The following is a 25,063-nucleotide window of genomic DNA, read 5'->3' as shown; positions in this document are numbered from 1 at the left end:
ATCAGAGCTTGACGATAAGCTTCCCGAAGTTCTTGCCCTCGAGCAGGCCGATCAGCGCCTCCGGCGCTTTCTTCAATCCCTCGACGATATCCTCCTTGTACTTGACCGAGCCGTCGGCGAGCCAGCCGGTCATGTCCTTCTGGAACGCCGCCCCCTGGGTCGCCGCGAATTCGCGCTGGATGAAGCCGCGGATCGTCAGACTCTTCGACAGGATCTGACGCATCAGCGCGGGCAGCCGGTCCGGGCCGGGAAAATCGCCGGTGGCATTGTACTGCGCCACGAGCCCGCAGACCGGGATGCGCGCGAAGCTGTTCAGCAACGGGAAGACCGCATCCCAGACATGGCCGCCGACATTCTCGAAGTAAACGTCGATCCCGTCCGGGCAGGCCGCCGCGAGCTTGGCCGCCATATCGGGATCGCGGTGATCAATCACCGCATCGAAGCCGAAGGTCTCGCGCACGAAGGCACATTTCTCCGGCCCGCCTGCGATGCCGACCGCGCGCGCCCCTTTGATACGGGCGATCTGCCCCACGGCCGAGCCCACCGGCCCACTCGCGGCGGCGACCACCACGGTCTCGCCGGCTTTCGGCTGACCGATCGTGAGCAGCCCGGCATAGGCGGTGAAACCCGGCATGCCGAGAACCCCGAGCGCCGTGGTGACGGGGGCGGCCTGCGGGTCGAGCTTGCGCAGCCCTTTCGCCGCGACCGCCGCATGCGATTGCCAGCCCGAATAGGACAAGACGAGATCGCCCGCCGCGAAGTTGGGATCGCGACTCTCCAGCACCTCGGCGACCGTGCTGCCCTCCATCACCTGACCGATCTCGACCGGCGCGGCATAGGATTTCGCGGCGCTCATCCGCCCGCGCATATAGGGATCGAGCGACAGATAGAGCGTCTTTAGCAACACCTGCCCATCTGTGATGGCCGGGATCGCGGCCTGCCCCAGACGAAAATCTTGCGGGGTGGGACGTCCTTCCGGCCGCGAGGCGAGAACGATCCGGGTGTTGTCGGGCTGCGACATAATCTGTGATTCTCCACGAAACGATCGAGCCTGAGCGCCCAATATGGGGCGGTCCGATCCGAGTGGTAGCTGTTGCAGGCCGCTTCCTGTCAGCTCGTCGGGTCCGCATGGTGTCGCTCGAACGCGGAGGAACGCTTGCGTTGCTGCCAGGCGACGATCAGCTTTTCGGCGTTGCTTGCGGCCTTTTGCAGACCATCAATCTCGAAATCGTAGGAACAGTACGAATGGATGCTGTGGAAGTCGCGGCGCGCATCGCCGATCGGCCGGTCTCCACGCGCGATTTCTCGCCGCTCCAGCTCGTCGAGCCTGCAATGCACCCCAACGAAGAACACGTCCTGCCCGGCGAGCGTCCTGACCAGCCGCTCAAACCACGCGGCGTTTTCCATGATGTGTTCAACGATGAGGTCGTTGCCGGCCTCGGCATAGGCGACGAGTGAGCGCTCGAAGCCGATGAAGAATGGCTCGCGCATCGTCCGCCAGTCGAATTCCTTGGCGCGGATGCGCTCGCTCGGCAAAACGCCGGAATCGCGCAGATGGTCGATCGAGATATGCCAGAAAGGCTCCGGCATCTGCGCCTGCAATGCTCGCGCGAGCGTGGATTTCCCACTGCTTGACGCACCGTTGAGCAGGATGATTCGCCCCTTCCGGTCCTTACGCAGTGCGCCGCCGGTAGAGGAGGACATTCGTCGGAATTCTCGCACGGTATCGGCGCCGACCGGACAAGACGACGTCAGCCGGCCGCGGATGCCAGCCGACCGGGCGGGGATCGGTTCAGGCCGGCTTCGCGACACGCTTGGCGCGCGGGGCCGATGCGGCCTTCGGCGCGGCAGCCGCCTTGGCGACCGAAGTCTTGGCAGTTGAAGCCTTGGCAACTCCGGTCTTACCCATCGAAGCCTTGGAAGAACCCGCGGCTTTTTTGGCGGCCGCAGCGGTCTTTTTGGGAGCGGCAGCGGCCTTGGTCGCAGCTTCCTCGGCGTCGCGCGCAAGCCGAAGAGCCTTCAGCTTCTCGGTCTTGACGCGAGTCTGGCTCGCCTGGTCGTCGAGCGCCTGCCAAGCCACCAAGGCATCGCGCTTGCGCTGCTCGGTCTTTTCAAAGGCGGCTTGCGCACGCGCTTTGATCTCGTCCAGCTTCATGTTGCGGCTCGACATGCCAAACTCCTTTTGGACAAGAGAAGGTATGCGGGCGGTCTCAGGCCGCGGGCGGACGCGGCGCTCCCGGACGATCCTTGCCGAGCGGCAGCTTGCGCTTCGGAGCCGGCAGCAATCCTTCACGCACGGCCTGCTTGCGGGCCAGCTTCTTGGCGCGGCGTACAGCCTCGCCCTTTTCGCGCACACGCTTCTCGGACGGCTTTTCGTAAGCGCGCCGCTGCTTCATCTCGCGGAACACACCTTCGCGCTGAAGCTTCTTCTTCAGGACGCGAAGCGCCTGCTCGACATTGTTGTCCCGTACGAGAACCTGCATGGCGGACCCTTCCTCAAAAAACTAAAGGGCCGGGCATATCGTCCCGACCCTTCGATCACCGCTGATGCGGAACGTTCCAGTCGTGGTGCCAGTACATCCGTGGCAGCCTCAACCTCCGTCGCTCCGCTTTTGGCGGTTACTCGGCGCGCAGGTTGTCCGCGGAGCTCTTGCCAGAACGCTTGTCCTGAACCAGCTCGTAGGAAATCTTCTGGCCTTCGCGCAGATCGCGCATACCGGCCCGCTCGACAGCGCTGATATGGACGAACACGTCCTGGCCGCCATCGTCAGGCTGAATGAAACCGAAACCCTTGGTTGCGTTGAACCACTTAACAGCACCCGAAGCCATCGGCGCCTCCTTTAAAGCAAAATTGTCCAATCCGAGTCTGATGACCCGGCTGATGATGATATTCGATCAAAGGAAGAAATCATCAGCGTACCGCGCAAGAAGCGCAAGTGGCCAAGTCATCAGGCCCGATATCGAGACCGACAGATAGGGCGAACCCGCCATTTTGTCAAACCAAAGCCGCAGGTTACGAAAATACCAATCCATGCTGGCTCCCACCGGGCAGCCACAAAACGCGATGGCATCGCCCTGGAATCGGACGGGACCGGTCGCTTTTCGGATGTTTCGCGGCCGCGCCGCAGGCCGGCGCCGCCGATCCGCAGCTTCTCGCCTCCTGACATGACGAAGGGCCCGCGGCATCCTACATGGGGGCGATGAATCGCGACCGCCAGGACGACCTGCCCCAGGAGGAATTCGAGGACGAGGAGGACACCCTCCCCGCTTCCGGGCCCGAACTCGACCTGAGCGATGCAGCGCCCGGCGCGCTGAAGGCCGGCATCGAGGTCATCCAGCGATTCGCCAAGCATCTCCCGAACCGGCCCGGCGTCTACCGCATGTTCGATCGTGCAGGCGAGGTGCTCTATGTCGGCAAGGCCAAAAGTCTGAAAAACCGCGTCGGCTCCTATGCTCGCGGTATGGCGCACACCAATGCGGTCGCCCGCATGATCGCCGAGACGGCGAACATGGAGTTCGTTACCACCGGCACCGAAACCGAAGCCCTGCTGCTGGAATCGAATCTGATCAAGCAGCTCAGGCCGCGCTACAATGTGCTGCTTCGGGACGACAAATCGTTCCCCTATATCCTGCTGACCGGAGACCACGAGGCGCCCGCGCTGTTCAAGCATCGCGGCTCGCGCCATCGCAAAGGCGACTATTTCGGCCCCTTCGCCTCGGTCTGGGCAGTGAAGCGCACCATCGACGCGCTGCAGAAGGCCTTCCTGATTCGGACCTGCTCGGATTCGTTCTACGAGAATCGCACGAGGCCCTGCCTGCTCTACCAGATCAAGCGCTGCTCGGGCCCGTGCACCCGCGAGATCGACATTCCCGATTATCAGGCGCTCATCGGTCAGGCCCGCGACTTCCTGTCCGGCCGCTCTTCCTCCGTGAAGCAACTGCTCTCAGGACGGATGCAGGCGGCGTCCGAAGAACTGGAATTCGAGAAGGCGGCCCGCTACCGCGACCGGCTGGCCGCGCTCTCGGCCGTACAGGCCGGGCAAGACATCAACACGCAGGGCGTGGAGGAGGCGGACGTCTTCGCCATCGACGAACAGGCCGGGCATTTCTGCGTCGAGATCTTCTTCTTCCGCAACCACCAGAACTGGGGCAACCGGGCGCTTTTCCCCCGCGCCGACCGTTCGCTGACGCCGGCGGAGGTGCTCGCGTCGGTGGTCACGCAGTTCTACGACGACAAGCCGCCGCCGCGCCTCGTATTGCTCTCGCATCCGGTCGAGGAGATCGAGCTGATCGCGCAGGCCCTGTCCGCGCGGGCCGGCCGGAAAGTCGAGGTCGCCAATCCGAAGCGTGGCGAGCGCGCCGACCTGATGGCCCATGCGGTCAAGAACGCCCGCGAGGCGCTCTCCCGCAAGCTCGCGGAGAATGCCGGGCAGCAATCCCTGCTCGCCGCGCTCGGCACCGCCTTCGGGATGCAGGCCGCGCCGCGCCGCGTCGAGGTTTACGACAACTCTCACATCATGGGCACGAACGCGGTCGGCGGCATGATCGTCGCCGGGCCGGACGGCTTCATGAAGAGCCATTATCGCACCTTCAACATTTCGGCCGACACCATCGCCGGCGACGATTTCGGCATGATGCGCGAGGTCCTGACGCGGCGATTTGCAAAACTCGCGAAGGAAGAGGGCTTCGCTCTCAGCCCTCCTCCTGAGGAAGCCGCGATACCGGCCATCTCGAAGGATACTCCAGAAGGCGACGGCGCCTCGGCGATCATCCTCCAAGACGCGCCTGCCGGCGCTCCTCAGGATGACGCCTCGGGCGGAAAAAAACGAAAAACGGCAAAGCCGCGCAAGGATGAGGATGGCTTCCCTTCCCGCCCCGATCTCGTCATCGTCGATGGCGGCAAGGGGCAGTTCAGCGCCGCGCTGAAGATCATGAAGGAGCTCGGCGCGGGCGATATTCCGCTCGTCGCGATCGCCAAGGGGGAGGACAGGAACGCCATGCGCGAGACCTTCCACATGGTGGGCCGCGAGCCCTTCAAGCTTCAGCCGCGCGACCCGGCGCTCTATTTCATCCAGCGCCTGCGCGACGAGGCCCACCGCTTCGCCATCGGCACGCACCGCGCCAAGCGCAAGCGAGAGACGATGAAGAACCCGCTGGACGAGATACAGGGCATCGGTCCTTCGCGGAAAAGAGCGCTGCTGCTGCATTTCGGCACGGTGAAGGCCATCCAGCGCGCCAAACTAGACGATCTCATTCGTACGCCCGGCGTGAATGCCGCGACGGCTAAGGCGGTCCATGATTTCTTTCACGATAACTAGAACATCCGCCACATTCACGGTCTTGCATGTTGACGCGGCGGTGGCCGGGTTGCTTTGGTGCTCAACGTGACGATTCTTCCAGACGCCATCAGGCGGCGCGGCCCCTGGTCGCTGCCGAACCTTCTCACCTATGGGCGGATCCTCGCGATCCCGGCCCTGGTCGCCATCTTGTTCTGGCCGACCGACGACTGGATGCGCTGGATCGCCCTGGCGATCTACACGGTGGCCGCGATCACCGACTATCTCGACGGATACATCGCCCGCGCCTGGAGCCAGCAATCCGCCATCGGCCGTATGCTGGACCCGATCGCAGACAAGCTCCTCGTCGCCGCGCTGCTGCTGATGCTGGTCTATACCGGGCAAATTCAGGGCTGGACGCTTTGGGCGGCGATCGTGATTCTCTGTCGCGAAATCCTTGTCTCGGGCCTGCGCGAGTTCCTAGCCGATCTGAAGGTCAGCGTGCCGGTCAGCAAGGTCGCGAAATGGAAGACGACGGCGCAGCTCTGCGCCCTCGGCTTCCTCGTCGCAGGGCCGGCGGGCGACAAGGTTCTGCCTGCCAATACCCAGATCGGGATCGTGCTGCTCTGGGCCGCGGCGGGGCTGACGATCTATACGGGCTGGGACTATTTCAACGCCGGCATCCGCTATCTCGTTCAGGAAGACGAGCGGGTCCCATGACGGCGGCGACGATGACAGCGGCGGCGATGACGGCCGATCCGGCGACACGCACCGTCAAGCTCGTCTATTTCGCCTGGGTCCGCGAGCGCGTCGGCCTCGCTGAGGAAACGCTCGAAATCCCGCGCGACCTCGGCACCGTGGCGGACCTCGTCCGCTGGCTGAAGCGTCGCGGCGAGGGCTATGAGACGGCGTTCGCCAATGAGGCCGTGGTGCGCGCAGCGCTCGATCATGTGCACGCCAAGCCCCATGCGCTGCTCGGCAGCGCCCGGGAGATCGCCTTCTTCCCGCCGATGACGGGCGGCTGAGCGGGCCATGACTCCCGTGATCCGCATCCAGCGCGAGGATTTCGACCTTGCCGCCGAGATCGCGGCGCTGAGCGCGGGGCGCGGGGACATCGGCGCGGTGGTGTCCTTCACCGGCCTTTGCCGCGATGAAGCGGGGACATTGTCTGCCCTGGAGCTCGAACATTATCCCGGCATGGCCGAAGCCGAGATCGCGCGTGTCGCCTCGGAGGCTGCTTCGCGCTGGCCGCTGATGGGCCTCGTCGCGATCCACCGCTACGGCCTTGTCGCGCCCGGCGAACAGATCGTGCTGGTGGTCGCGGCCTCCGCCCATCGCCGCGCGGCTTTCGAGGCCGCCGATTTCATGATGGACTACCTCAAGACCCGCGCCCCGTTCTGGAAGCGCGAGCACCGCGCCGATGGAACGCTGGGCGACTGGGTCGAGGCCAAGGGCGAGGACGACAATGCGGCACAACGCTGGAGCCGCTAGGGCCCGCATCGCCTTGTCGGCTGCTCTGTTGAGCCTATCGCTTGGGTGTGCCAGCGCGGCCCGCGCCGCCGACGAGCCCAAAGCCTTCCGCGACTGGATGGCCGCTTGCGACAACGCCAAAACCTGCGCCGCCCTCTCGCTGCCGGCCGAGAACGCCGACCCGATCGCGTATCTGCGGCTGGAACGGCCGGCCGGGCCGGAAGGCGCGGCCCGACTGGTGCTCCGCCTGCGCAGCGACGGCAAGAAGCCGCCCGCGACCGTGCAGCTCAAGCTCGACGCAGCGCCCTTCCCGGCCGGCGGCAAATATTTGCCCGTCGTCGCCGAGGACGACCTCGCCACCCTCACCTTTTCGCCCGAGGATACGTCCGCTCTGATCGAAGCCGCGCGCAAGGCGACGAAACTCGGCATCGGTGCGCCGGGCTTGAACGCCAACGTCTCGCTCGCCGGCTCCGTGGCGGCGCTGCTCTGGATCGACGAACAGCAGGGTCGCCTCGGCACCACATCGGCGCTCATCCGCAAAGGTCCCGCGACGACCGCGCCGGCAGCGCCCGCAGTGCCGCTCGTTATCGCTAAACCCGCGCCACCGACGCTGGACATGAAGCTCGGCAAGGTTCAGGCCGCAAAGCTTCGCGCTGACCTGAAGAAGCGCAAGCCGGATTCCTGCGAAGACGATGCGGCGGATGGCGACGAAGCCTGGGCGCTGGGGAGCAAGCGCTTTCTGGTGGCGCTGGCCTGTTCGCGCGGCGCCTACAACGTCTCCTCGTCGTTCTTCCTCATGCCCGACAACGAGCCAACCAACGCCAAACCCGTCCGTTTCGCCGATGGCGACGGCGACGATGGCAACGATTTGACCAATGCGGATTTCGACCCGCGCACGGGCCATCTCTCATTCTTCGCCAAGGGACGTGGCATCGGTGATTGCGGCGTCACTGGCGGCTACGCCTGGACCGGCGAGAGCTTCGTGCGCACGGAACTGTCGATGATGGGCGAATGCCGGGGCGTGACGCCGGACGACTGGTTTACGCTCTATCGCAGCCGGGCCAAATAGGAGCGTCAGCCAGCTCTGCCGTCATGCTCGCCCTTGTGGCGAGCATCCACGTCTTGAACACGACGCTCGATCAGAGAAGACATGGATGGTTGGCACAAGGCCGACCATCCATGTCTGATAGGCTGTGGTGGCCTGGCCTCAGGCCGCCTTCGACTGCGGACGCACCGCCGCCGAGTAATCTTCCATGATCACCTTGCCCATATTGCCCGTGATGAAGCTGTAAGGGCCGATCTCGGAAACGAGCGTCACTTCGGCGGCCGAGCCGGTGATGAAGCACTCGTTGAAGCCTTCCAGCTCCTCGGGGCGGATGCGCCGCTCCACCACCTCGAAGCCGCGTTCGCGGCACTGGTCGATGACCGACTGGCGGGTTAACCCGTTCAGGAAGCGGTCGGCCAGCGGGGTGTGGATCACACCGTCCTTGATGAAGAAGATGTTGGCGCCGGTGCATTCGGCGACATTGCCTTCCCAGTCCAGCATCATCGCGTCGGCATAGCCGCCCCGCTCCGCCTTATGCTTGGAGAGCGAGCAGATCATATAGAGCCCCGCGGCCTTGGCATGAACGGGCGCGCAGGCGGGATCCGGGCGGCGGTATTCCGCGACGTCGAGGCGGATGCCCTTCAGCTTGGCGGCCATGTCGAACATGCTCGGCCACTCCCACACGGCAATCGCGGTGTGAATCGTATTGTTCATCCCCGAGACCGCCATCATCTCCGAGCCGCGCCAGGCGACGGGCCGCAGATAGGCGTCCTTCAGGCCGTTTTCCTTGAGGCAAAGGTATTTGGCCTCGTCGAGCTCCGCGACCGAATAGGGGATCGTGAAATCCATGATCTCGGCCGATTTGTGGAAGCGCTTCGAGTGCTCGGTGCCCTTGTAGATCACGCCGTCATAGGCGCGCTCGCCCTCGAACACGCAGGAGCCGTAATGCAGGCCATGAGTCAGTACGTGGACCTTGGCATCCTTCCACGGCACGAGCTTGCCGTCGAACCAGATAACGCCGTCGCGCTGGTCGAAAGGAATGACTGACATGGACCTGTCTCCTCGGATGCTTTCCTCGTCCCGACAGCGGCACAGCCGTTTTCGGAACGCAAGCAAGGGTCTAAAGCTGCGTGAGAGCAACCTGCTTTGAAACAATCGTTCGCTCAGCGCGCTTGACCGGTAATCTTGCGTCTGAGATATGTCAATAACCTTGACCTAAATTTTTGGAGCCGCCGTTTTGGTCGAGCCTGTGACGCGATCCGAGGGCGGCCATGCGGCCCCGGCGGACACCCCGACAGCCGTGCCCTTCGACCTGATCGAGCTGCTGTTCTTCGCCTACCGCGATTTTGTCGGCGATCCCGATCGCATCCTGGCCGATTACGGGTTCGGTCGCGCCCATCACCGCGTGCTGCACTTCGTCCAGCGGCGACCGGGCCTGACGATCGCTGAGCTGCTCGATATCCTGCAGATCACCAAGCAGAGCCTCAACCGCGTGCTGAAGGAGCTGGTCGAAAAAGGCTATATCGAGCAGCGCACCGGCCGGCAGGACAAGCGCCAGCGCCACCTTCACACGACCTCGGCCGGCCAGGATCTGGCCCAAAGGCTGGTCCAGCTCCAGTCGAAGCGCATCCTGCGCGCGCTCGACAGTATCGGGCCTGACGCGTCCGGCACGGTGGCGGCTTATCTCGCCGCGCTGATCGACCCGGCCGAACGCCCCAAGGTTCAGGGACTGCTCGCGCGACCATAGCCGCCGGCCCCGCCCCGGCCTATGCTGCGCCGCGATCCAGATCGAACAAGGGCCGAGCACGGGATGACCCTGACTGAAACGGCTGTGAAGCCCGCCCGCAAAATCCTGCCCGACGAGGCCCCGCATGTGTTGGTCGTCGACGATGACCGCCGGCTGCGCGAATTGCTGGCCCGCTTCCTCAGCGACAATGGCTACCGCGTCACCACGGCCGCCAACGCGGCCGAAGCCGACCAGCGCCTCGGCAACCTCGTCTTCGACGGGATCGTTCTCGACGTGATGATGCCAGGCGAAAACGGCTTCGATTTCGCCAGACGCTTCCGGACGACCTCGCCAGTGCCGATCCTGATGCTGACGGCCCGCGCCGACAGCAAGGACCGCATCAACGGGCTGGAAATCGGCGTCGACGACTATCTCAGCAAGCCATTCGAGCCACGCGAATTGCTGCTTCGCCTCGGCAATATCCTGAAGCGCACCGTCGTGCCCGAAACCGGGCAATCCGGCACGCGTCCCGATTTCGTGCGTTTCGGCCCGTTTATCTACGGGCTGGCACGGGGCGAGTTACGCAAGGGCGAGGAGACGATCCGCTTGACCGAGCGCGAGCGGGAGATCCTGACCATGCTGGCCGAGCGCGTAGGCGAGGTCGTGCCGCGCGAGGAACTGGCGGCACAAGGCTCGGCCGCCAACGACCGCACCGTCGATGTCCAGATGAACCGCCTGCGCCGGAAGATCGAGCGCGATCAGGCCGATCCGCTCTATCTCCAGACCGTGCGCGGCGTCGGCTACCGGCTGCTGACGGACCGGGCGTGACCTCGATCCAGCCCGGACGGAGAGAGAAGCTGTCCGGAGCGGCGCTGGCGCGGCTTCGCGGGCTCGGCGCCACGCTCGCGGTCGCGGCGCATCGCGCCAATGCGGCGATCAAGCCGGGGCTTCGCAAGCTCGGGCGCCCGCTGAATGTCGTCACGCGCTACATGCCCAAGGGTTTGTACCCGCGTGCGCTTGTCATCGTGATCGCGCCGGTGGTGATCCTGCAATCGGTGATCGCCTATGTCTTCATGGAGCGGCACTGGCAGACGGTGACGCAGCGCCTTTCGGCGGCCGTCTCCGCCGATATCGCGATGATGATCGACGTCTACGAGAGCTATCCGCAGGATGCCGACCTCACCACGCTGTCGCGGATCGCGGCCGAGCGGCTGGGCATGGATGTCGACATCATCCCCGATGCCGACCTGCCGGCGCCGGGTCCGCGCCCTTTCTTCTCGATCCTCGACAGCGCGCTTTCGACCGAGCTCTCCCAGCAGGTCGCGCGTCCCTTCTGGCTCGACACGGTCGGCCGTTCCAGCCTGATCGAGATCCGCATCAAGCTCGGCAAGGACGTGATGCGCATCCTGACGCGGCGCAACTCGGCCTATGCCTCCAACAGTCACATCTTCCTGCTCTGGATGATCGGCACGTCGCTGATCCTGCTGACGATCGCCGTGTTGTTCCTGCGTAACCAGATCCGCCCGATCCTCAAGCTCGCGGATGCGGCGGAGGCCTTCGGCAAGGGCCGCGACGCCGAGTTCCGGCCGCGCGGCGCGCGCGAGGTCCGCCGCGCCGGCAATGCCTTCATCGAGATGAAGCGCCGCGTCGAGCGCGCCATCGGCGAGCGCACGACGATGCTGAACGGCGTCAGCCACGACCTGCGCACCATCCTGACCCGCTTCAAGCTCTCGCTGGCGTTGCTGGAGCGCTCCTCGGAGATCGAGGCGCTCGAAAAGGACGTCGACGAGATGAGCCGCATGCTGGAGGATTATCTCGCCTTTGCGCGTGGCGACGCCGGCGAAGCACCGGTCGAAACCGATATCCGCGCGCTGATGGAAGAGCTGAAGACCGACGCCGAGCGGCAGGGCCACCAGACTGAACTGGAGGTCGTCGGCGATCCGCTCGTCGTCATCCGCCCCGACGCCTTCCGCCGCCTCCTGACCAACCTGGTCTCCAACGCCGCGCGCTATGGCGACCGCATCGCGATCCGGGCGACCCACGACGCCCGCTACCTGATCGTGATGATCGACGACGACGGCCCCGGCATTCCGCTCGATCAGCGCGAGGAGGTTTTCAAGCCATTCTTCCGGCTGGACGAAGCCCGCAACGTCGACGGCGGCGGCACCGGTCTCGGCCTCGCCATCGCGAGAGACATCGCCCGCGCCCATGGCGGCGACATCGTGTTGTCCGATTCGCCGCTAGGGGGATTGCGGGCGGCGGTGAGATTGCCGGTGTGAAGGCGCTTTAAGCCGCGGTCGTTAGCCGTGCCGGTCGCCACGGAGGCGGAGTGCGGCCTGTTCGGTAGCGGTCCTACGCCTCGCGATGAAGTTGGTCATCTTCATCCTGGCTGCCTCCAGGACGGCCGGCGGGGCCGATGACGGGGAACCTGCCTGGAAGGGAGGTTCGGGATCGTACTCCAATGTCAGTTGGATCTCCTCGGCGACCTCGCGCCCCATAAGCTCGGACACGACCGTCAGGGCAAAGTCGATGCCGGAGGTGACACCGGCTCCCGTCACGCGGTTCCTATCCTTCACCACCCGCTGCGCCACAGGAATAGCCCCGAGCAACTCCAGCTGGTCGATCGAGGACCAATGGCATGTCGCACGATAGCCCGTCAGCAGGCCGGCCGCCGCGAGTACCAGCGAGCCGGTACAGACCGACGTGACCAGCTTGCAGCCCGGAGCCACACGCTGGAGAAAGGTCAGCGTCTCGTCGTCATCCATCAGGTCGATCTGTCCTGGACCGCCCGGCACGCAGATCAGGTCAAGAGCGGCGCAGTCATCAAATCGCATAGTGGGTACGATCGACATCCCACGGTCGGAAGAAACCGGATCAGTCGTCTTCCAAAGCAGATGCACGTGAGCATCCGGCATCCGGTAGAAGACCTCGGCCGGGCCAGTCAGATCAAGCTGAGTAAGTTTGGGGAAAAGAACCAAGCCAATTTGCATGTCAGCCGCTCCGCTATCTCGCAGAGAGCATACCGCGAATTCGCCTGCCTGCTATGGGCCGAACGCCGACATCCCGACGACGGGCCATAACGCAGTGGCGACGCCCTAGAACATCCGTCCGCTATCCGGCACGCCTTGATCCGGCTGAATCAGCACCACCTCGCCGTCCGCATCCGGCACACCCAGCGTCAGGACCTCCGACAGGAACTTGCCGATCTGGCGCGGCGGGAAATTGACCACCGCCAGCACCTGCCGGCCGACCAGCTCTTCCGGCCGATAATATTTGGTGATCTGGGCGGAGGACTTCTTCCGCCCGATCGTGCCGCCGAAATCGATCACCAGCTTGATCGCCGGCTTGCGCGCCTCCGGATAGGGCTGCGCTTCGACGATGGTGCCGACGCGGATATCGACCTTGAGAAAATCCTCGTAGCCGATCGTCTCGGCAGCTTCGGTCGGGCCGCTCAAAACTCGGCCCAGCCTGCGTCGTGGGCGCTCGGCTTAGCCTTATAGGCGGCTGCGCCGCTCCCCGCCTGGGCTCGACTGGCGGCGCGCGGAACGGCCGGCCGGGGAGCGGGTGCGACAGCCGCCTGCATGGTCCGCGCCATCGATTTGAGGCCGGCGATGTCGCCGCCGAGCTGGAAGCGCGCGACCAGCGCGGAAAGCCTGTCCGCCTCCTGCGTCAGCGAATGAGCGGCGGCGGTGGACTGCTCCGCCATCGCGGCGTTCTGCTGGGTCGCCTGGTCCATCTCGCCGACGGCGGCGTTCACCTCCTGAAGGCCGGAGGCTTGCTCCTGAGCGGCGCTGGCGATCTCGGCGACGAGATCGGTCACACGGGTGATTTCGGACGCCATGCGCTGGAGCGCGCCGCCGGTCTGGCCGACAAGCGCCACGCCCTTTTCGACCTCGACCGTCGAGGCCTTGATCAGCGTCTTGATCTCCTTGGCGGCGGAGGCCGAACGCTGCGCGAGAGCACGCACCTCCGAGGCCACGACCGCGAAGCCCTTGCCGGCGTCGCCCGCGCGCGCCGCCTCGACAGCCGCGTTCAGAGCCAGCAGATTGGTCTGGAAGGCGATCTCGTCGATCACCCCGACGATCTGCGAAATCTCCTGCGCGGATTTTTCGATGCCGCCCATGGCCGTCACCGCATCGCGCACGATGAGGGTCGACTGTTCGGCGTCGGACTTGACCTGCTCGGTCGTCTGGTTGGCGAGGCGCGCGCTCTCCGCCGTCTGCCGCACGGTGGCGGTCAGTTGGTCCAGCGCGGTCGCGGTTTCCTCGACGGAGGAAGCTTGCTGCTCGGTACGGCCTGCGAGGTCGTCGGCAGCCTGGCTGATCTCGGTCGAGCCCGCCTTCATGCTCTCGGTGTTGGTCGCGATCTGGCGCATCGCATCCTGCAGCTTGGCGATCGCCCCGTTGAAGTCGTCCTTGAGCTTGGCATACTCGGCCGTAAAGGCCGCATCGATCCGATAGGTCAAATCCCCATCGGACAGACGCTCCAGCCCGCTCGCGAGAGCATGCACCACGTCGGCCTGGACGCGGGAATGCTCGGTGCGCTCGGCCTCGCTGCGGCGGCGTTCGCGATCCGCCGCAGTGCGGTGACCGGAGGCCTCGTCCTCGACGCGCAGCTTGTCGGCTTCCATCGCCTGTTTCGACAGGGCCGAATCACGGAAGACAATGAGGGAACGGGCCATCGACCCGATCTCGTCGGGCCGCTCGCGGTGCGGGATCGCCAGATCGAGCTGTCCGGCAACAAGGCTGTCCATCGAACCCTTGAGCGAACGTAGCATCCCGTTGGCGCGACGGCTCAACGCGATGACAAGACCGAGCATGAGCAGGCCGAGCGGCACGAGCACCTTGGCGACGCCGGCCACCATGCTCATGAAGGCCGCGTTGACGTCCTGCACATGAATCCCGGAACCGACCATCCACTTCCACTGGGGAATGCCGACCACATAGGAAATCTTGAGGGAGGGCTCCGTGTCGCCGGCTTTCAGCCAGCCATAGTCGATGAAGCCGTAGCCCTGTCCCTTGGCCAGCGCGATCATGTCCTGGACGAAAAACTTGCCGTCGGCGTCCTTGAGCGGAGACATATCCGTCGACTGGATCTTCTTGTTGGCGTGCAGGACGCTCAACCCGTCATAGTTGATCAGGAAGTAGTAGTTGCCGTCTGCGAAACGGGCGCTGCCGAGCGCATCGATGGCCATTTTCCTGGCCTCGTCATCCTTCAGCTCGCCCGCTTCGACACGCGCGACATAGCCCTTCACGGTCGTGGCCGCAGCCTCGACGAGATCCTTCATCTCCTCGCGCTTGAGCGCGAGCATTTCGTTGCGCGCGGCGTTCAGGGAATAGCCGACGCTGCCGACGGCAATCACGACGGCGAGCGCTGCGATCAAGGCGAAGGAACGGCTGATCGACAGCGTCGCGAACTGCTTGAAGAAGGGCATACGCACATCCTGCGCGAGTGAGATTCCCCAAACTCGCGCAGATTGACTAAAACGCCATTAACGCTGACGCATTCCGGCCATATTGGCGCCAGGCGAGCGGTGCCGCGATAGGGCGGCGTCAGATCGCCGGTGCGTAATCGTCGCTCTCTTCACCGGCCTGCGAGGCCCGCTCGCGACGCCGCGCCTTGAGCGGCCGGCCCGAACACAGCGCCCTCGCAATGCCTCGCAACGGCGCCGTCAAGCGGTGCACATCCTCGACACGCGCCATGATCCGACCGGCGGTCTTCAGCTCGCGGTCGAGCCGCGCCATCGTTTTCGACATCTCCGGCTCGTGGTCGTCGAGCCAGACCTCCGACACCCTTGCCATCAGCAGCACCGCGCCCTGAACGCGCAGAGCCCCGAGCGAATCCTCGGTGGAAATGCCGGCCGAGGCCAGCATGTAACGCCAGGAATTGACGGCGCCCTTGTTCAGCGCCGCCAGCGCGAGCGGATCGCGGCGGATCACCGGCGCGATGCGGCGAAGGCCAGCCTTGTAAGGCGCCATCGCATCGAGGCGGCGCATCACCAGGTCGAACAAGCGCTCGCGCACCGGCTCGGCTGCGAGCTCGTCGGTCCCCTCGGCCAGCACCGCATCGTCCACGATGCGGGTGATGCCCCCGAGCATGGCGAGTTTGGATGGAAACAGCGCGCGCAGCTCGGCCAGCGTCAGATCGGCCTCCGTCGCGATCGTCGGAAGCTCGATCTCGTCCCAGGGGCGCAACGCTGCAAGCCGCATCAGCGCATCGACGGCGCGGCGGCGCGGATCGGCGGGTTTGCTCTCGGCAGCAGGGTTCACGGCCGGCTCTTCTGGCGCGGCGGAAACGGGTGTGCTGGTCATCGGGCTGCTCCTCTCGCTTCGCGTTCAACCCTCAAGCTAGGCCTGCATGATGGCCGGCGGAAGGCCGTTCAGCCCGCCAACTCCCCGGCGCGACGTTTGGCAGCAGCGACCGCACGGGTCATCAGCGGAGCCAGCCCATCCTCGGCCATCAGGACCTCGAGCGCGGCGGCGGTCGTTCCGCCCGGCGAAGTGACGTTCTGGCGCAGGGTGCCTGGGGGCAGCGGCGACTGGAACAGCATCTCGCCGGCCCCCTCGATCGTCGCCCGCGCCAGCCGCTCGGCCACCTTGACCGGCAGACCCGCGTCCACGCCGGCCTTCGCCAGGCATTCGACGAGATAGAACACGTAAGCCGGGCCGGAGCCGGAGACGGCGGTGACCGCGTCGATCAGCCTCTCGTCATCGAGCCATTCGACCTTGCCGATGCTGGCGAGCAGGGCGTCGGCCACCGCCATCTGCGCCATGCTGATGCCTTTACCGGGCGCTGCCGCGGTGGCCCCGCGCTGCACCGAGGCCGGCAGATTCGGCATGGCGCGGATGATCGCCGTCGCGTTCGGCAAACGCGAAGCCAGGTCTGACAACGTCTTGCCGGCCAGGATCGAAATCAGCAGCGTCTTGGGATGGATAAAGGCCTGCACGGCCGGCGCGGCGGTGTCCAGCATCTGCGGCTTCGTTGCCAGGACGATCACCTCGGCCGGGCCGATCTCCTTCGCGGACGGGTTGAGCCGCATGCCCTTTTCGTTGGCGAGAGCCACCATCTCGTCGGACGGCTTCGGGTCGATCAGCGCGATTCCGGCCGGGTCGATCCCGATCCGGAGCCAGCCCTCGAGCATCGCCCCGCCCATCTTGCCGGCGCCGATGAGGACGAGCGATTGCGGAAGCGTGGTCATGAACGTACTCGTGGCTGGAAACGGGCATCAAGCCCGAGCATGGCCCGGGCAGATGGAAGCAGACCCCGCAAGCCGTGCCCGGTCAAGCCCGGCCGGCATCGCGCAGCGTCACGCTCACGCCTCGCCTTGCGTCTCCAGCATTGCGCCTTCGAGGCCTTCCTTGGCCGTCTTTCCGGCCCAGACGACGAACTGGAATGCCTGATAGTAACGCTCGCAGGCATCGATCGCGGCCTTGATCAGCGCCGCCGCCTGCTCGCCGGTCGGCTCCGCGCCGCCCGAGAGCAGCAGCGCATGGCGATACATCACCACGCTCTCGCTGCTCCAGAGATCGAAATGGCCGAGCCAGAGCTGCTCGTTGACCAGGCTGACGAGCTGCAGCACCTCCCCGCGCCGCCGGTCGGGAACCTTGAGGTCGAAGGCGCAGGCGATGTGCAGCGCCTCTACCTCGGCAAGCCAGGTGATCGCGACGTGGTAGTCGGACCAGCCGCCCGTCACAGCGACGGACAGCTCATCCTCGCTGTCGCGGTCGAAGGTCCAGTCGTTCAGCGAAGCGAGGCGCTCGAAAAGGTCGAGGGGGTTGGCGGGCCGACCGAGATCGGCGTCCGTATCGAGGTCCATCATGCCCTAGGTCCACCTCGGGCGCAGGGCGCCCGGCGCGTTCGAGAAAAGGAACACGGCGACAGGAAAGCGGAAGAAACGCAACGCACCTCCGGAACGCCTCGAAGAAGCGCTCCCATACTCCCGGCAAAAACGAATCCGCCCGGCGAATCAAGTCTTTCCAACGACGATAGCGCGGGCGCTGTGACGCTCCCAACACGGCGCCGACGCTCCCCGGATTCGGGGGTCCGGCTCAATCCCTCGAACGGGCTTTCCACAGCACATGGCTGTGGACGACCGCGTCAGGGCTGAGCGAGCTTCGCTTCGAGCGCGGCCAGCCGGGCGGCGAGCTTGTCGTTCTCCTCGCGGGCGAGCAGCGCCATCTCGCGCACGGCCTCGAACTCCTCGCGCGTCACCACGTCCAACTCGCGAAGCAGCTTCTCGATCTGCGTCTTGACCACGGTCTCGACCTCGCGCCGCACACCTTGGGCCGCGCCGGCCGCATCGGTGGCCAGACGAGCGATGTCGTCGAGGAAGCGGTTGCTGGTGCCGACCATGATCTCTCTCCCGCGCCGCGCGGCCTTCCCCTGAAGGCCGGCACCGGTCTGGCGCCTATATGGGAGAACGGCACCGCGACCGCAATCGGCGGCAACCGCATCGGCCGGACGCCGATCTGGACCGCGAACCGGAACGCGCCTAGAACAGCGAGTCACAGGGTAGTCTCGAAGCGATCCACAGCCCAAAGGGCGGGAGGCGTCATGATCGACCGTTTGAGCGGCCTCATATGGGGGCCGGTCTTCGCGCTGGCTCTCGCCGGCTGTCAGGAAACCACCCAGACGGCGGCGCGGCCCCGTGTCGATGCGCCGGGCGTGCCGGTCTCGGTGCAGAGCATTTCGGGCGCGCCCGACGACGTGACCACGAGCTTCGCCAGTCTGCTCGGCGAAGCGGCGGCCGAGCGCCGGATGGAGATCGTCCAGGGCGACAAGCCGGCGCGGTTCCGCGTCAAGGGATACCTCACCGCTCAGCCGACCGAAGATGGGCAGACCTCGCTCGCCTTCGTCTGGGATGTCTACGATTCGGCCCGCCAGCGCGCCCAGCGCGTGCAGGGCGAAAGCATCGGCAAGCGCAGCAGCGGCTCCGATCCCTGGGCCGGGATCGATCGGACGGTCGTCGCCCGGGCCGCATCCGACTCGATGGACGCGATTGCCGGCTTCCTCGTGACGATGCCGGCCGCCGACGCCACCGTTAGCCCAGCCGATAAGAAAGCGGCGAAGACCGCCGCTGCCCCGGTGAGCGAGCGCAAACGACTCTAAACCTCCGGCCTTCGGGATTTCGCCGGCGCGTTAACGGCGTTCGCCGTGTCACGCGATTTACATGCGCATATTGCAGCGCAGCGGTCGACTCGTTGCAGGCGCACTGTTAAGAGCGCTTCCAACTGATCGGGCCTCTTCGGCTCGTGCCCGCCTTGTCCAACGGTGCGCCACGGCATGCCCTCTCATTTCAAAGTCGTCGCCGGCAACTCCAATCGTCCCCTTGCCGAGGCGATCTGCAGTCATCTGAGCATTCCTCTCGCCAAGGCATCCGTCCGTCGCTTCGCCGACATGGAGGTCTTCTGCGAGATTCAGGAAAACGTGCGCGGGCAGGATGTCTTCATCATCCAGTCGACCTCGTTCCCGACCAACGACCACCTGATGGAGCTGCTGATCATCACCGATGCGCTGCGCCGCTCCTCGGCCAAGCGCATCACGGCGGTGATCCCTTATTTCGGCTATGCGCGCCAGGACCGGCGCGCCTCGGGCCGAACGCCGATCTCGGCCAAGCTCGTCTCGAACCTGATCACCCATGCCGGCGTCGACCGCGTGCTGACACTCGACCTGCATGCAGGCCAGATCCAGGGCTTCTTCGATATTCCGACCGATAATCTGTTCGGCGCGCCCCTGATGGCGCGCGATATCAAGGACAGGCTGGAGTGGCGCAACGCCATGGTGGTGTCACCCGACGTCGGCGGCGTCGTGCGCGCCCGGGCGCTCGCCAAGCGCCTCGATGCACCCTTGGCCATCGTCGACAAGCGCCGCGATCGGCCGGGCGAATCCGAGGTGATGAACATCATCGGCTCGGTCGAGGGCCGCTCCTGCATCCTGATCGACGATATCGTCGACTCCGGCGGCACGCTGGTGAATGCCGCCGAGGCCCTGCTCGATCAGGGCGCAAAGGAAGTCTTCGCCTACATCACCCATGGCGTGCTCTCGGGCGGCGCGGTGGCCCGCATCGCCGGCTCGAAGCTCAAGGAGCTGGTAATCACCGACTCGATCATGCCGACCGAGGCCGTGAAGGTCGCCCGCAATATCCGCGTGATCTCGATCGCGCAGTTGATGGGCGAGGCGATCGAGCGCACCGCGAGCGAGACCAGCGTCTCGAGCCTGTTCGATTGAGGCATGTTTCCCGTCATTGCGAGCGAAGCGAAGCAATCCAGGTGGACGTAGAGCTCTGCCGTTGCTGGATTGCTTCGTCGCTTCGCTCCTCGCAATGACGGCAAGCTGCCAATGACCTCCCGCGCGCTCGTCCTCTTTTCCGGCGGCCAGGATTCGACCACGGCCCTCGCCTGGGCGCTCGAACGCTTCGACAGCGTCGAGACCGTCGGCTTCGATTACGGCCAGCGCCATCGCATCGAGCTGGAATGCCGACTGGCGATCCGCTCAAAGCTGCCGTCCCTTTCGGCGCTTTATGCGGAGCGGCTTGGACCCGACCACCTCGTGGACCTGGCCGCGCTCGGCACCATCTCCGAGACGGCGCTCACGCGCGAGAGCGAGATCACCTTCGCCGAGACAGGCCTTCCCACGACTTTCGTGCCGGGCCGCAACCTGATCTTTCTGACCTTCGCCGCCGCGCTGGCCTATCGCCGCGACACCAAGCACATCGTGCTGGGCGTCTGCGAAACCGACTACTCCGGCTATCCCGACTGTCGCGACGATACGATCAAGGCGATGCAGGTGAGCTTGAGCCTCGGCCTCGACAAGCGGCTCGTGCTGCACACCCCGCTGATGTGGCGCAACAAGGCGCAGACCTTCGCGCTGGCCCGCGAACTGGGGGGTCAGCCCCTTCTCGATCTCGTCATCGAAGACAGCCACAGTTGCTATCTCGGCGACCGGACCACGCGGCATGACTGGGGTTTCGGCTGTGGCCATTGCCCGGCCTGCGATTTACGCGCTAAAGGCTTCGCGGCTTTTCTCGCAACACCGGAAGACAGCGGACCCTGCTATGACCCGTGACTGCCAGCGTGTCCTCGAAGGCACCATCGCGCTCGTTCTGTTCGGTCTGACCATCCCGATGGCGAACTGGATGATCGGCCATGTCGGCACGGTCTGCGTTCCGCAAGGTCCCTGCCTCGTCCCGGTCTGGCCGGGCATCACCGCGCCGAGCGGCGTCCTGCTGATCGGGCTTGCGTTGGTCCTGCGCGATATCGTCCAGCGCCGCCTCGGACCTTTCTTCGGCCTTGGCGCGATCGTGATCGGCTCGCTGATCTCCGCCTGGCTCGCGCCCGCAGCGATCGTCATGGCCTCCGTCAGCGCCTTCCTGCTGTCGGAGCTGGCCGACTTCGCAGTCTACACCCCGCTGCAGCGCCGCCGCTTCGTCACGGCCGTCTTCGCCTCCGGTGTGGTCGGGCTGATCGTCGACTCCATCGTCTTCCTCTACCTCGCCTTCGGCAGCCTCGATTTCCTCGCCGGACAAGTCATCGGCAAGGTCTGGATGATCCTGCTGGCGCTGCCGCTGATGCATCTGCTGCGCCGCCGCGATGAGCGACTGGGACTGGTCGCGGCTTGAGGCATAGGGACGCGCCGACGCTTGTCTCGCGGGGCGTTTTGTTCTAAGGCACCGCCAGCGTCCCGCTGACACCCTTGGAGGCTCTGGACGCTTTACCCGATGGCCGCCGCTTGGCGGCCTTCTCATTTCTTGAAGTCAAGGACATCAACATGACCGCCGTGAAGCAAATCGAGGCTTCGGCGCGCGCACAGGTCGGCAAGGGGGCCGCCCGTGAAGTTCGCCGCCAGGGCCAGACGCCCGCCGTGATCTATGGTGGGGGCGCTGCTCCCGAAGCCATCGCGCTCGACGCCAACAAAACCCGCAAGCTGATTTTCAGCGGCCACTTCCTGACCACGATCTTCGAGATCAGCGTCGGCGGCAAGACGCAGCGGGTCATCCCGCGCGATTACCAGCTCGACCCGGTCAAGGATTTCCCGATCCATGTCGACTTCCTGCGCCTCGCCAAGGGCCAGACCGTCACGGTCGAGGTTCCGATCCACGTCATCGGCCAGGATGCCAGCCCCGGCATCAAGGATGGCGGCCTTGTCCAGATGGTCGAGCACACGCTTGAGATCACCGTCGAGCCCGAGAACATCCCCGAAGCCTTCGAGGTTTCCGTCGCCGGCATGAACATCGGCGATCAGCTCGAAGCCAGCGTCATCAAGCTCCCGGCCGGCGCCAAGCTGACCGTTGGTTCGGATGCAACGATCGTCACGATCGCGCCGCCGATGATCGAGGAAGAGCCTGAGACCACCGAGGAAGCTGCTCCCGAGGCGACCGAAACCAAGCAGTGAGCGGCTTTTTGCCCTCGCTTTAGAGGCTACCAGACGGCCGGGTTTTCCCGGCCGTCTTCATTTGATGCGGAGTGTGAGGGATGCTGATCTTCGCCGGCCTCGGCAATCCCGGCGCGCGCTACGCCCGCAACCGGCACAATATCGGCTTCATGGCGCTCGACGACATCGCCCGCACGCATCGGGCCTCGCCCTGGCGGGCGCGGTTCCAGTCGGAGGCCAGTGAAGCGACGATCGGCGGCGAAAAGGTGATCTTGCTCAAGCCGCAGACCTATATGAACGAGTCCGGCCGCGCTATCGGCGAGGCCGCCCGCTTCTTCAAGGTCGCGCCTGCCGATGTGATCGTCTTCCATGACGAGCTCGATCTCGCCCCCGCCAAGCTGCGTGTGAAGCTCGGTGGCGGCAATGCCGGGCATAACGGCTTGCGCTCTACCACAGCCGCGATCGGCAACGAATACCGCCGCGTGCGGCTGGGCATCGGCCACCCCGGCGACAAGGCACTGGTCCACGCTTATGTGCTGAACGACTTCGGCAAGGCCGAGCAGCCCTGGGTGGAAGACCTCTGCATGGCCTGCGCCGATTTCGCGCCGCTCCTGGTGCCGCATGACGACGCGGGCTTCCAGAACAAGGTCCACCTCTTCATGGAAGCCCGTGGCCACGCCGAGGTGAAGCGGCTCGGCGAAAAGGCCGGAGACTAGAGCGCGACCTCGCCCTGGTCCTCGCCGTCCCAGTAGTGCAGATGCTGGGCGTGGACTTGGATCATGACCATGCCGGGCGTCTCGACGCCCTGCGGGAACCAGCGCTCCAGATCGTCCGTCCAATGCTCCGCGAAGGTGCTTTTGTCCCGGACGAGCTTGGCTTCGCCGCCGACCGCGATGAAGATGCCAGGCTTGCCGAGCAGGCTCTTAGAGCCGGAAAAGCTTAGGCTGACATGGGCATCGCGGCCGATATCTTCGACGAAGCCGGCATTGTCATAGGCGAAGAACCAGGAATCGCCGTCATAATCGACGTCGCGGTTGTTACTCATCGGCCGGCTGGGCAACTGCCCGTTCGCCGATTTCGACGTCAACATGCAGAAGTCGATGTCTTTCATCCGTTCGGCGATATCGGCAAGCGTCATCTCGGCCATGTCCATCTCCTGTCGCCGGCGCGGCAGGTGCCGGCCCTTCAGCAGGCGAACCGAAGAGCGCCGCCGAAGTTCCTTCGTGCGGCGCTGAAGTGTTGGCCGATCCGTCAGTAAGGCAGCTTGGCGCCGCCCTTGGCGATGGTCACGCGGCTCGTGCCATAGCTGCCATCGGCCTGGCGCGTCGCGGTCATCGCGACCTGGGCGCCGGGCTTCAACTCGCTCGCCTCGGCGGAGGCGGCCGTCAGGATCGTGGCGTCGGGCGTGATCGTCACCTTCTGCTCGCCGCCCGGATAGTTCAGCACGAGATTAGCCCCGTCGACCCGCGAGACCGTGTCAGCCACCGTCGCGTTCGTCATCGTCGTATCCGGCAGCACGCCCCACGGCTTGTGCCCCTCGCCCGTGCCGCGCATGGCCTCGGGGAAGATGAAGACCTGGATGGCCATCAGCGTCCCGTCCGCCTGCGGCTTGGCCCCGACGCCGATATAGCCGCCCTTCTTGATGTCCGAAACCTTGCCCGGAACGACCCCGCCGACCGAATAGCCCGGCGCCAATGTCACCTTCGATTCCGTGCCCTCGGGCGTCTTGACCGTCATCGTCGAGCCGCTCACGGCCTCGACCTGCCCTCGCAGACGCGTGCCGGGCGTTTGGGCGAAGGCTGTCGCGCAGGAGAGGAGCACGCAGGTGGAAGCGATCGTAAGAATGCGGCGCATAGCAAAACCTTTGAAGCATTTAGCGGCAGGTCGAGCCTGCACCTTTATCCAACCTGCCCACAGCCACGTTTGCGTGATGACATCGCCGGCCTGACGGGCGTCCAATGCGGGCTGCGGTTGCTTCTTGCCCGGGAGACATGCGGTGCGAGACCCGCTATGGGTCCCTCACCATCACCAATCCTTTCGGGCCGATCCCGAGACCATCCTGGGCAAGAACTGAGACCATGGGCTTCAAATGCGGAATCGTTGGCCTGCCGAATGTCGGCAAGTCGACCCTTTTCAACGCGCTGACGCAAACGGCGGCGGCTCAGGCAGCGAACTACCCGTTCTGTACGATCGAGCCCAATGTCGGCGATGTCGCCGTACCCGATGAGCGGCTGGAGAAGCTCGCGGCCATCGCCGGATCGAAGGAGATCATCCCGACCCGCCTCACCTTCGTCGATATCGCCGGCCTCGTGCGCGGCGCCTCGCGCGGTGAAGGCCTCGGCAACCAGTTCCTCGCCAATATCCGCGAATGCGACGCCATCGCCCACGTCGTGCGCTGCTTCGAGGATGGCGACATCACCCATGTCGAGGGCAAGATCTCGCCCCTCGACGATATCGAGACGATCGAGACCGAGCTGATGCTGTCCGATCTCGAAAGCCTCGAAAAGCGTGTCCTGCCGCTGGAGAAGAAGGGCAAGGCCGGCGACAAGGAAGCCAAGGAACTGGCCGACCTGATGAACCGCTGCCTTGTGCTGCTGCGGGAGGGCAAGCCGGCGCGCCTCGTGCAGGTCGCGGCCGATGAGCGCCGCACCTTCGAGCTGCTCGGCCTGCTCTCCTCCAAGCCGGTTCTCTATGTCTGCAATGTCGAGGAAGCCAGCGCCGACAAGGGCAATCATTTCTCCGAGCTGGTGAAGAAGCGGGCGACGGAGGAGGGTGCGGTCGCCGTCGTGGTCTCGGCCAAGATCGAGAGCGAGATCGCGGTGCTGCCGGCCGACGAGCAGACCGATTATCTCGAGGCGGTCGGCCTTGAGGAGCCGGGGCTGAACCGCGTGATCCGCGCCGGTTACAAGCTGCTCGACCTCGTGACCTACTTCACCGTCGGTCCGAAGGAGGCGCGTGCCTGGACCATTGAGCAGGGCACCAAGGGCCCCGCCGCCGCCGGCGTGATCCATACCGACTTCGAGAAGGGCTATATCCGCGCCGAGACCATCGCCTATGGCGACTATGTCGCCAACAAGGGCGAGGCGGGCGCTCGCGAGGCCGGCAAGTTCAGGCTTGAAGGCAAGGAATACGTCGTCGCCGATGGCGACGTGCTGCATTTCCGCTTCGCCAACTGAA

Annotated in this window: 30 protein-coding genes; 15 read left to right on the top strand and 15 right to left on the bottom strand. The window is 65.2% G+C overall.

The features are described from left to right. Position 1: 1 nt before the first annotated feature. The 5 genes from AC1DR6_RS04815 to AC1DR6_RS04795 form a co-directional block, all read right to left on the bottom strand. Positions 2-1,021 (bottom strand): NADP-dependent oxidoreductase, encoded by a 1,020-nt coding sequence (locus AC1DR6_RS04815; RefSeq protein ID WP_476828051.1) that lies wholly within the window; start codon positions 1,019-1,021, stop codon positions 2-4. Between the two features lie 89 nt (positions 1,022-1,110). Next, on the bottom strand, positions 1,111-1,812 hold the full coding sequence (locus AC1DR6_RS04810) for a chloramphenicol phosphotransferase CPT family protein (RefSeq protein WP_476828050.1): 702 nt from the start codon (positions 1,810-1,812) through the stop codon (positions 1,111-1,113). Next, positions 1,793-2,170, bottom strand: coding sequence for a hypothetical protein (locus tag AC1DR6_RS04805; RefSeq protein WP_476828049.1), 378 nt, complete (start codon positions 2,168-2,170; stop codon positions 1,793-1,795). Before AC1DR6_RS04805 ends, AC1DR6_RS04810 begins: the two co-directional genes overlap by 20 nt. Before the next feature lie 40 nt (positions 2,171-2,210). Further along, positions 2,211-2,483, bottom strand: a complete 273-nt coding sequence (gene rpsU, locus AC1DR6_RS04800; protein WP_476828048.1) for a 30S ribosomal protein S21 — start codon at positions 2,481-2,483, stop codon at positions 2,211-2,213. Between the two features lie 136 nt (positions 2,484-2,619). Then, positions 2,620-2,829 (bottom strand): cold-shock protein, encoded by a 210-nt coding sequence (locus tag AC1DR6_RS04795; RefSeq protein ID WP_476828436.1) that lies wholly within the window; start codon positions 2,827-2,829, stop codon positions 2,620-2,622. 371 nt (positions 2,830-3,200) lie between these two features. Between AC1DR6_RS04795 and uvrC the strand changes: the two genes are divergently transcribed. The 5 genes from uvrC (at position 3,201) to AC1DR6_RS04770 (ending at position 7,815) form a co-directional block, all read left to right on the top strand. Next, entirely contained in the window at positions 3,201-5,318 is a 2,118-nt protein-coding gene (uvrC, locus tag AC1DR6_RS04790; protein ID WP_476828047.1) for an excinuclease ABC subunit UvrC, read from the top strand. A 66-nt stretch (positions 5,319-5,384) separates the two neighbouring features. Next, positions 5,385-5,996: a CDP-diacylglycerol--glycerol-3-phosphate 3-phosphatidyltransferase gene (pgsA, locus tag AC1DR6_RS04785; protein ID WP_476828046.1), complete on the top strand. Its 612-nt coding sequence runs from the start codon at positions 5,385-5,387 to the stop codon at positions 5,994-5,996. Further along, positions 5,993-6,301, top strand: a complete 309-nt coding sequence (gene moaD / locus AC1DR6_RS04780) for a molybdopterin converting factor subunit 1 (RefSeq protein ID WP_476828045.1) — start codon at positions 5,993-5,995, stop codon at positions 6,299-6,301. Before pgsA ends, moaD begins: the two co-directional genes overlap by 4 nt. A gap of 7 nt (positions 6,302-6,308) precedes the next feature. Further along, the gene (locus AC1DR6_RS04775; protein ID WP_476828044.1) at positions 6,309-6,767 is read left to right on the top strand and encodes a molybdenum cofactor biosynthesis protein MoaE; all 459 of its coding nucleotides are present in this window, start codon (positions 6,309-6,311) and stop codon (positions 6,765-6,767) included. Between the two features lie 28 nt (positions 6,768-6,795). Next, positions 6,796-7,815 carry a DUF1176 domain-containing protein gene (locus AC1DR6_RS04770; protein WP_476828043.1) on the top strand — a complete coding sequence of 340 codons (1,020 nt, stop codon included), beginning with the start codon at positions 6,796-6,798 and terminating at the stop codon, positions 7,813-7,815. Between the two features lie 138 nt (positions 7,816-7,953). Here the strand turns inward: AC1DR6_RS04770 and AC1DR6_RS04765 are convergent, their stop codons facing one another. Then, complete coding sequence (locus AC1DR6_RS04765; RefSeq protein ID WP_476828042.1) at positions 7,954-8,841, bottom strand: branched-chain amino acid aminotransferase; 888 nt, start codon at positions 8,839-8,841, stop codon at positions 7,954-7,956. A gap of 199 nt (positions 8,842-9,040) precedes the next feature. Here AC1DR6_RS04765 and AC1DR6_RS04760 point away from each other — a divergent pair, with 199 nt between their 5' ends. From AC1DR6_RS04760 to AC1DR6_RS04750, 3 genes are all read left to right on the top strand, one after another. Beyond that, positions 9,041-9,538, top strand: coding sequence for a MarR family winged helix-turn-helix transcriptional regulator (locus AC1DR6_RS04760; protein ID WP_476828435.1), 498 nt, complete (start codon positions 9,041-9,043; stop codon positions 9,536-9,538). Between the two features lie 63 nt (positions 9,539-9,601). Then, positions 9,602-10,345: a response regulator gene (locus AC1DR6_RS04755; RefSeq protein WP_476828041.1), complete on the top strand. Its 744-nt coding sequence runs from the start codon at positions 9,602-9,604 to the stop codon at positions 10,343-10,345. A 107-nt stretch (positions 10,346-10,452) separates the two neighbouring features. Beyond that, a complete protein-coding gene (locus AC1DR6_RS04750; protein WP_476828434.1) occupies positions 10,453-11,796 on the top strand; it encodes an ATP-binding protein in 1,344 nt (447 codons plus the stop codon). Between the two features lie 21 nt (positions 11,797-11,817). Here AC1DR6_RS04750 and AC1DR6_RS04745 read toward each other — a convergent pair whose 3' ends face one another. The 7 genes from AC1DR6_RS04745 to AC1DR6_RS04715 all read right to left on the bottom strand — a co-directional run bounded on the left by AC1DR6_RS04745 (position 11,818) and on the right by AC1DR6_RS04715 (position 17,869). Continuing rightward, on the bottom strand, positions 11,818-12,507 hold the full coding sequence (locus AC1DR6_RS04745) for a DJ-1/PfpI family protein (RefSeq protein WP_476828040.1): 690 nt from the start codon (positions 12,505-12,507) through the stop codon (positions 11,818-11,820). A 105-nt stretch (positions 12,508-12,612) separates the two neighbouring features. After that, positions 12,613-12,972: a tRNA-binding protein gene (locus AC1DR6_RS04740; protein WP_476828039.1), complete on the bottom strand. Its 360-nt coding sequence runs from the start codon at positions 12,970-12,972 to the stop codon at positions 12,613-12,615. Next, a complete protein-coding gene (locus AC1DR6_RS04735) occupies positions 12,969-14,951 on the bottom strand; it encodes a methyl-accepting chemotaxis protein (protein ID WP_476828038.1) in 1,983 nt (660 codons plus the stop codon). Before AC1DR6_RS04735 ends, AC1DR6_RS04740 begins: the two co-directional genes overlap by 4 nt. A 118-nt stretch (positions 14,952-15,069) precedes the next feature. Continuing rightward, positions 15,070-15,828 (bottom strand): TetR/AcrR family transcriptional regulator, encoded by a 759-nt coding sequence (locus AC1DR6_RS04730; protein WP_476828037.1) that lies wholly within the window; start codon positions 15,826-15,828, stop codon positions 15,070-15,072. 68 nt (positions 15,829-15,896) lie between these two features. Then, positions 15,897-16,715, bottom strand: coding sequence for a pyrroline-5-carboxylate reductase (proC, locus tag AC1DR6_RS04725; protein ID WP_476828036.1), 819 nt, complete (start codon positions 16,713-16,715; stop codon positions 15,897-15,899). A gap of 114 nt (positions 16,716-16,829) precedes the next feature. Further along, positions 16,830-17,336: a type III secretion system chaperone family protein gene (locus tag AC1DR6_RS04720; protein ID WP_476828035.1), complete on the bottom strand. Its 507-nt coding sequence runs from the start codon at positions 17,334-17,336 to the stop codon at positions 16,830-16,832. A gap of 278 nt (positions 17,337-17,614) precedes the next feature. Further along, entirely contained in the window at positions 17,615-17,869 is a 255-nt protein-coding gene (locus AC1DR6_RS04715; protein WP_476828034.1) for an accessory factor UbiK family protein, read from the bottom strand. 201 nt (positions 17,870-18,070) lie between these two features. On the opposite strand from AC1DR6_RS04715, the gene AC1DR6_RS04710 reads away from it, so the two are divergent. The 6 genes from AC1DR6_RS04710 (at position 18,071) to pth (ending at position 22,602) form a co-directional block, all read left to right on the top strand. Then, complete coding sequence (locus tag AC1DR6_RS04710; protein WP_476828033.1) at positions 18,071-18,625, top strand: hypothetical protein; 555 nt, start codon at positions 18,071-18,073, stop codon at positions 18,623-18,625. Between the two features lie 174 nt (positions 18,626-18,799). Beyond that, a complete protein-coding gene (locus tag AC1DR6_RS04705) occupies positions 18,800-19,744 on the top strand; it encodes a ribose-phosphate pyrophosphokinase (RefSeq protein WP_476828032.1) in 945 nt (314 codons plus the stop codon). Between the two features lie 111 nt (positions 19,745-19,855). After that, positions 19,856-20,581 carry a 7-cyano-7-deazaguanine synthase QueC gene (queC, locus tag AC1DR6_RS04700; RefSeq protein ID WP_476828031.1) on the top strand — a complete coding sequence of 242 codons (726 nt, stop codon included), beginning with the start codon at positions 19,856-19,858 and terminating at the stop codon, positions 20,579-20,581. Next, positions 20,571-21,134: a VUT family protein gene (locus AC1DR6_RS04695; protein WP_476828030.1), complete on the top strand. Its 564-nt coding sequence runs from the start codon at positions 20,571-20,573 to the stop codon at positions 21,132-21,134. The genes queC and AC1DR6_RS04695 overlap by 11 nt, the downstream gene beginning before the upstream one ends. A 149-nt stretch (positions 21,135-21,283) precedes the next feature. Then, positions 21,284-21,907, top strand: a complete 624-nt coding sequence (locus AC1DR6_RS04690) for a 50S ribosomal protein L25/general stress protein Ctc (RefSeq protein WP_476828029.1) — start codon at positions 21,284-21,286, stop codon at positions 21,905-21,907. 80 nt (positions 21,908-21,987) lie between these two features. Continuing rightward, entirely contained in the window at positions 21,988-22,602 is a 615-nt protein-coding gene (gene pth / locus AC1DR6_RS04685) for an aminoacyl-tRNA hydrolase (RefSeq protein WP_476828028.1), read from the top strand. Here pth and AC1DR6_RS04680 read toward each other — a convergent pair. Beyond that, positions 22,599-23,033, bottom strand: a complete 435-nt coding sequence (locus AC1DR6_RS04680) for a pyridoxamine 5'-phosphate oxidase family protein (RefSeq protein WP_476828027.1) — start codon at positions 23,031-23,033, stop codon at positions 22,599-22,601. The two genes, pth and AC1DR6_RS04680, sit on opposite strands and share 4 nt — an antisense overlap. Before the next feature lie 104 nt (positions 23,034-23,137). Beyond that, positions 23,138-23,740: a DUF5666 domain-containing protein gene (locus AC1DR6_RS04675; protein WP_476828026.1), complete on the bottom strand. Its 603-nt coding sequence runs from the start codon at positions 23,738-23,740 to the stop codon at positions 23,138-23,140. A gap of 224 nt (positions 23,741-23,964) precedes the next feature. Here AC1DR6_RS04675 and ychF point away from each other — a divergent pair, with 224 nt between their 5' ends. Then, the gene (gene ychF, locus AC1DR6_RS04670) at positions 23,965-25,062 is read left to right on the top strand and encodes a redox-regulated ATPase YchF (protein WP_476828025.1); all 1,098 of its coding nucleotides are present in this window, start codon (positions 23,965-23,967) and stop codon (positions 25,060-25,062) included. Position 25,063 lies beyond the last annotated feature (1 nt).

It is taken from the genome of Allobosea sp. P5_A5 (genome assembly GCF_056400625.1).
Note: the sequence above shows the minus strand (reverse complement) of the source record. Positions and strands in the feature narration are given on the sequence as shown.

What these genes read in the sequence shown, in the direction of transcription:
- AC1DR6_RS04720 (WP_476828035.1), bottom strand. Translation starts at nt 17,336, where the DNA reads ATGATGGACCTCGATACGGACGCCGATCTCGGTCGGCCCGCCAACCCC.
- AC1DR6_RS04745 (WP_476828040.1), bottom strand. Translation starts at nt 12,507, where the DNA reads ATGCAAATTGGCTTGGTTCTTTTCCCCAAACTTACTCAGCTTGATCTG.
- AC1DR6_RS04705 (WP_476828032.1), top strand. Translation starts at nt 18,800, where the DNA reads ATGCCCTCTCATTTCAAAGTCGTCGCCGGCAACTCCAATCGTCCCCTT.
- proC (WP_476828036.1), bottom strand. Translation starts at nt 16,715, where the DNA reads ATGACCACGCTTCCGCAATCGCTCGTCCTCATCGGCGCCGGCAAGATG.
- AC1DR6_RS04715 (WP_476828034.1), bottom strand. Translation starts at nt 17,869, where the DNA reads ATGGTCGGCACCAGCAACCGCTTCCTCGACGACATCGCTCGTCTGGCC.
- AC1DR6_RS04710 (WP_476828033.1), top strand. Translation starts at nt 18,071, where the DNA reads ATGATCGACCGTTTGAGCGGCCTCATATGGGGGCCGGTCTTCGCGCTG.
- AC1DR6_RS04775 (WP_476828044.1), top strand. Translation starts at nt 6,309, where the DNA reads ATGACTCCCGTGATCCGCATCCAGCGCGAGGATTTCGACCTTGCCGCC.
- AC1DR6_RS04730 (WP_476828037.1), bottom strand. Translation starts at nt 15,828, where the DNA reads ATGACCAGCACACCCGTTTCCGCCGCGCCAGAAGAGCCGGCCGTGAAC.
- rpsU (WP_476828048.1), bottom strand. Translation starts at nt 2,483, where the DNA reads ATGCAGGTTCTCGTACGGGACAACAATGTCGAGCAGGCGCTTCGCGTC.
- uvrC (WP_476828047.1), top strand. Translation starts at nt 3,201, where the DNA reads ATGAATCGCGACCGCCAGGACGACCTGCCCCAGGAGGAATTCGAGGAC.
- queC (WP_476828031.1), top strand. Translation starts at nt 19,856, where the DNA reads ATGACCTCCCGCGCGCTCGTCCTCTTTTCCGGCGGCCAGGATTCGACC.
- ychF (WP_476828025.1), top strand. Translation starts at nt 23,965, where the DNA reads ATGGGCTTCAAATGCGGAATCGTTGGCCTGCCGAATGTCGGCAAGTCG.
- AC1DR6_RS04795 (WP_476828436.1), bottom strand. Translation starts at nt 2,829, where the DNA reads ATGGCTTCGGGTGCTGTTAAGTGGTTCAACGCAACCAAGGGTTTCGGT.
- AC1DR6_RS04765 (WP_476828042.1), bottom strand. Translation starts at nt 8,841, where the DNA reads ATGTCAGTCATTCCTTTCGACCAGCGCGACGGCGTTATCTGGTTCGAC.
- AC1DR6_RS04680 (WP_476828027.1), bottom strand. Translation starts at nt 23,033, where the DNA reads ATGGCCGAGATGACGCTTGCCGATATCGCCGAACGGATGAAAGACATC.
- moaD (WP_476828045.1), top strand. Translation starts at nt 5,993, where the DNA reads ATGACGGCGGCGACGATGACAGCGGCGGCGATGACGGCCGATCCGGCG.
- AC1DR6_RS04755 (WP_476828041.1), top strand. Translation starts at nt 9,602, where the DNA reads ATGACCCTGACTGAAACGGCTGTGAAGCCCGCCCGCAAAATCCTGCCC.
- AC1DR6_RS04805 (WP_476828049.1), bottom strand. Translation starts at nt 2,170, where the DNA reads ATGTCGAGCCGCAACATGAAGCTGGACGAGATCAAAGCGCGTGCGCAA.
- pth (WP_476828028.1), top strand. Translation starts at nt 21,988, where the DNA reads ATGCTGATCTTCGCCGGCCTCGGCAATCCCGGCGCGCGCTACGCCCGC.
- AC1DR6_RS04690 (WP_476828029.1), top strand. Translation starts at nt 21,284, where the DNA reads ATGACCGCCGTGAAGCAAATCGAGGCTTCGGCGCGCGCACAGGTCGGC.
- AC1DR6_RS04675 (WP_476828026.1), bottom strand. Translation starts at nt 23,740, where the DNA reads ATGCGCCGCATTCTTACGATCGCTTCCACCTGCGTGCTCCTCTCCTGC.
- AC1DR6_RS04695 (WP_476828030.1), top strand. Translation starts at nt 20,571, where the DNA reads ATGACCCGTGACTGCCAGCGTGTCCTCGAAGGCACCATCGCGCTCGTT.
- AC1DR6_RS04815 (WP_476828051.1), bottom strand. Translation starts at nt 1,021, where the DNA reads ATGTCGCAGCCCGACAACACCCGGATCGTTCTCGCCTCGCGGCCGGAA.
- AC1DR6_RS04735 (WP_476828038.1), bottom strand. Translation starts at nt 14,951, where the DNA reads ATGCCCTTCTTCAAGCAGTTCGCGACGCTGTCGATCAGCCGTTCCTTC.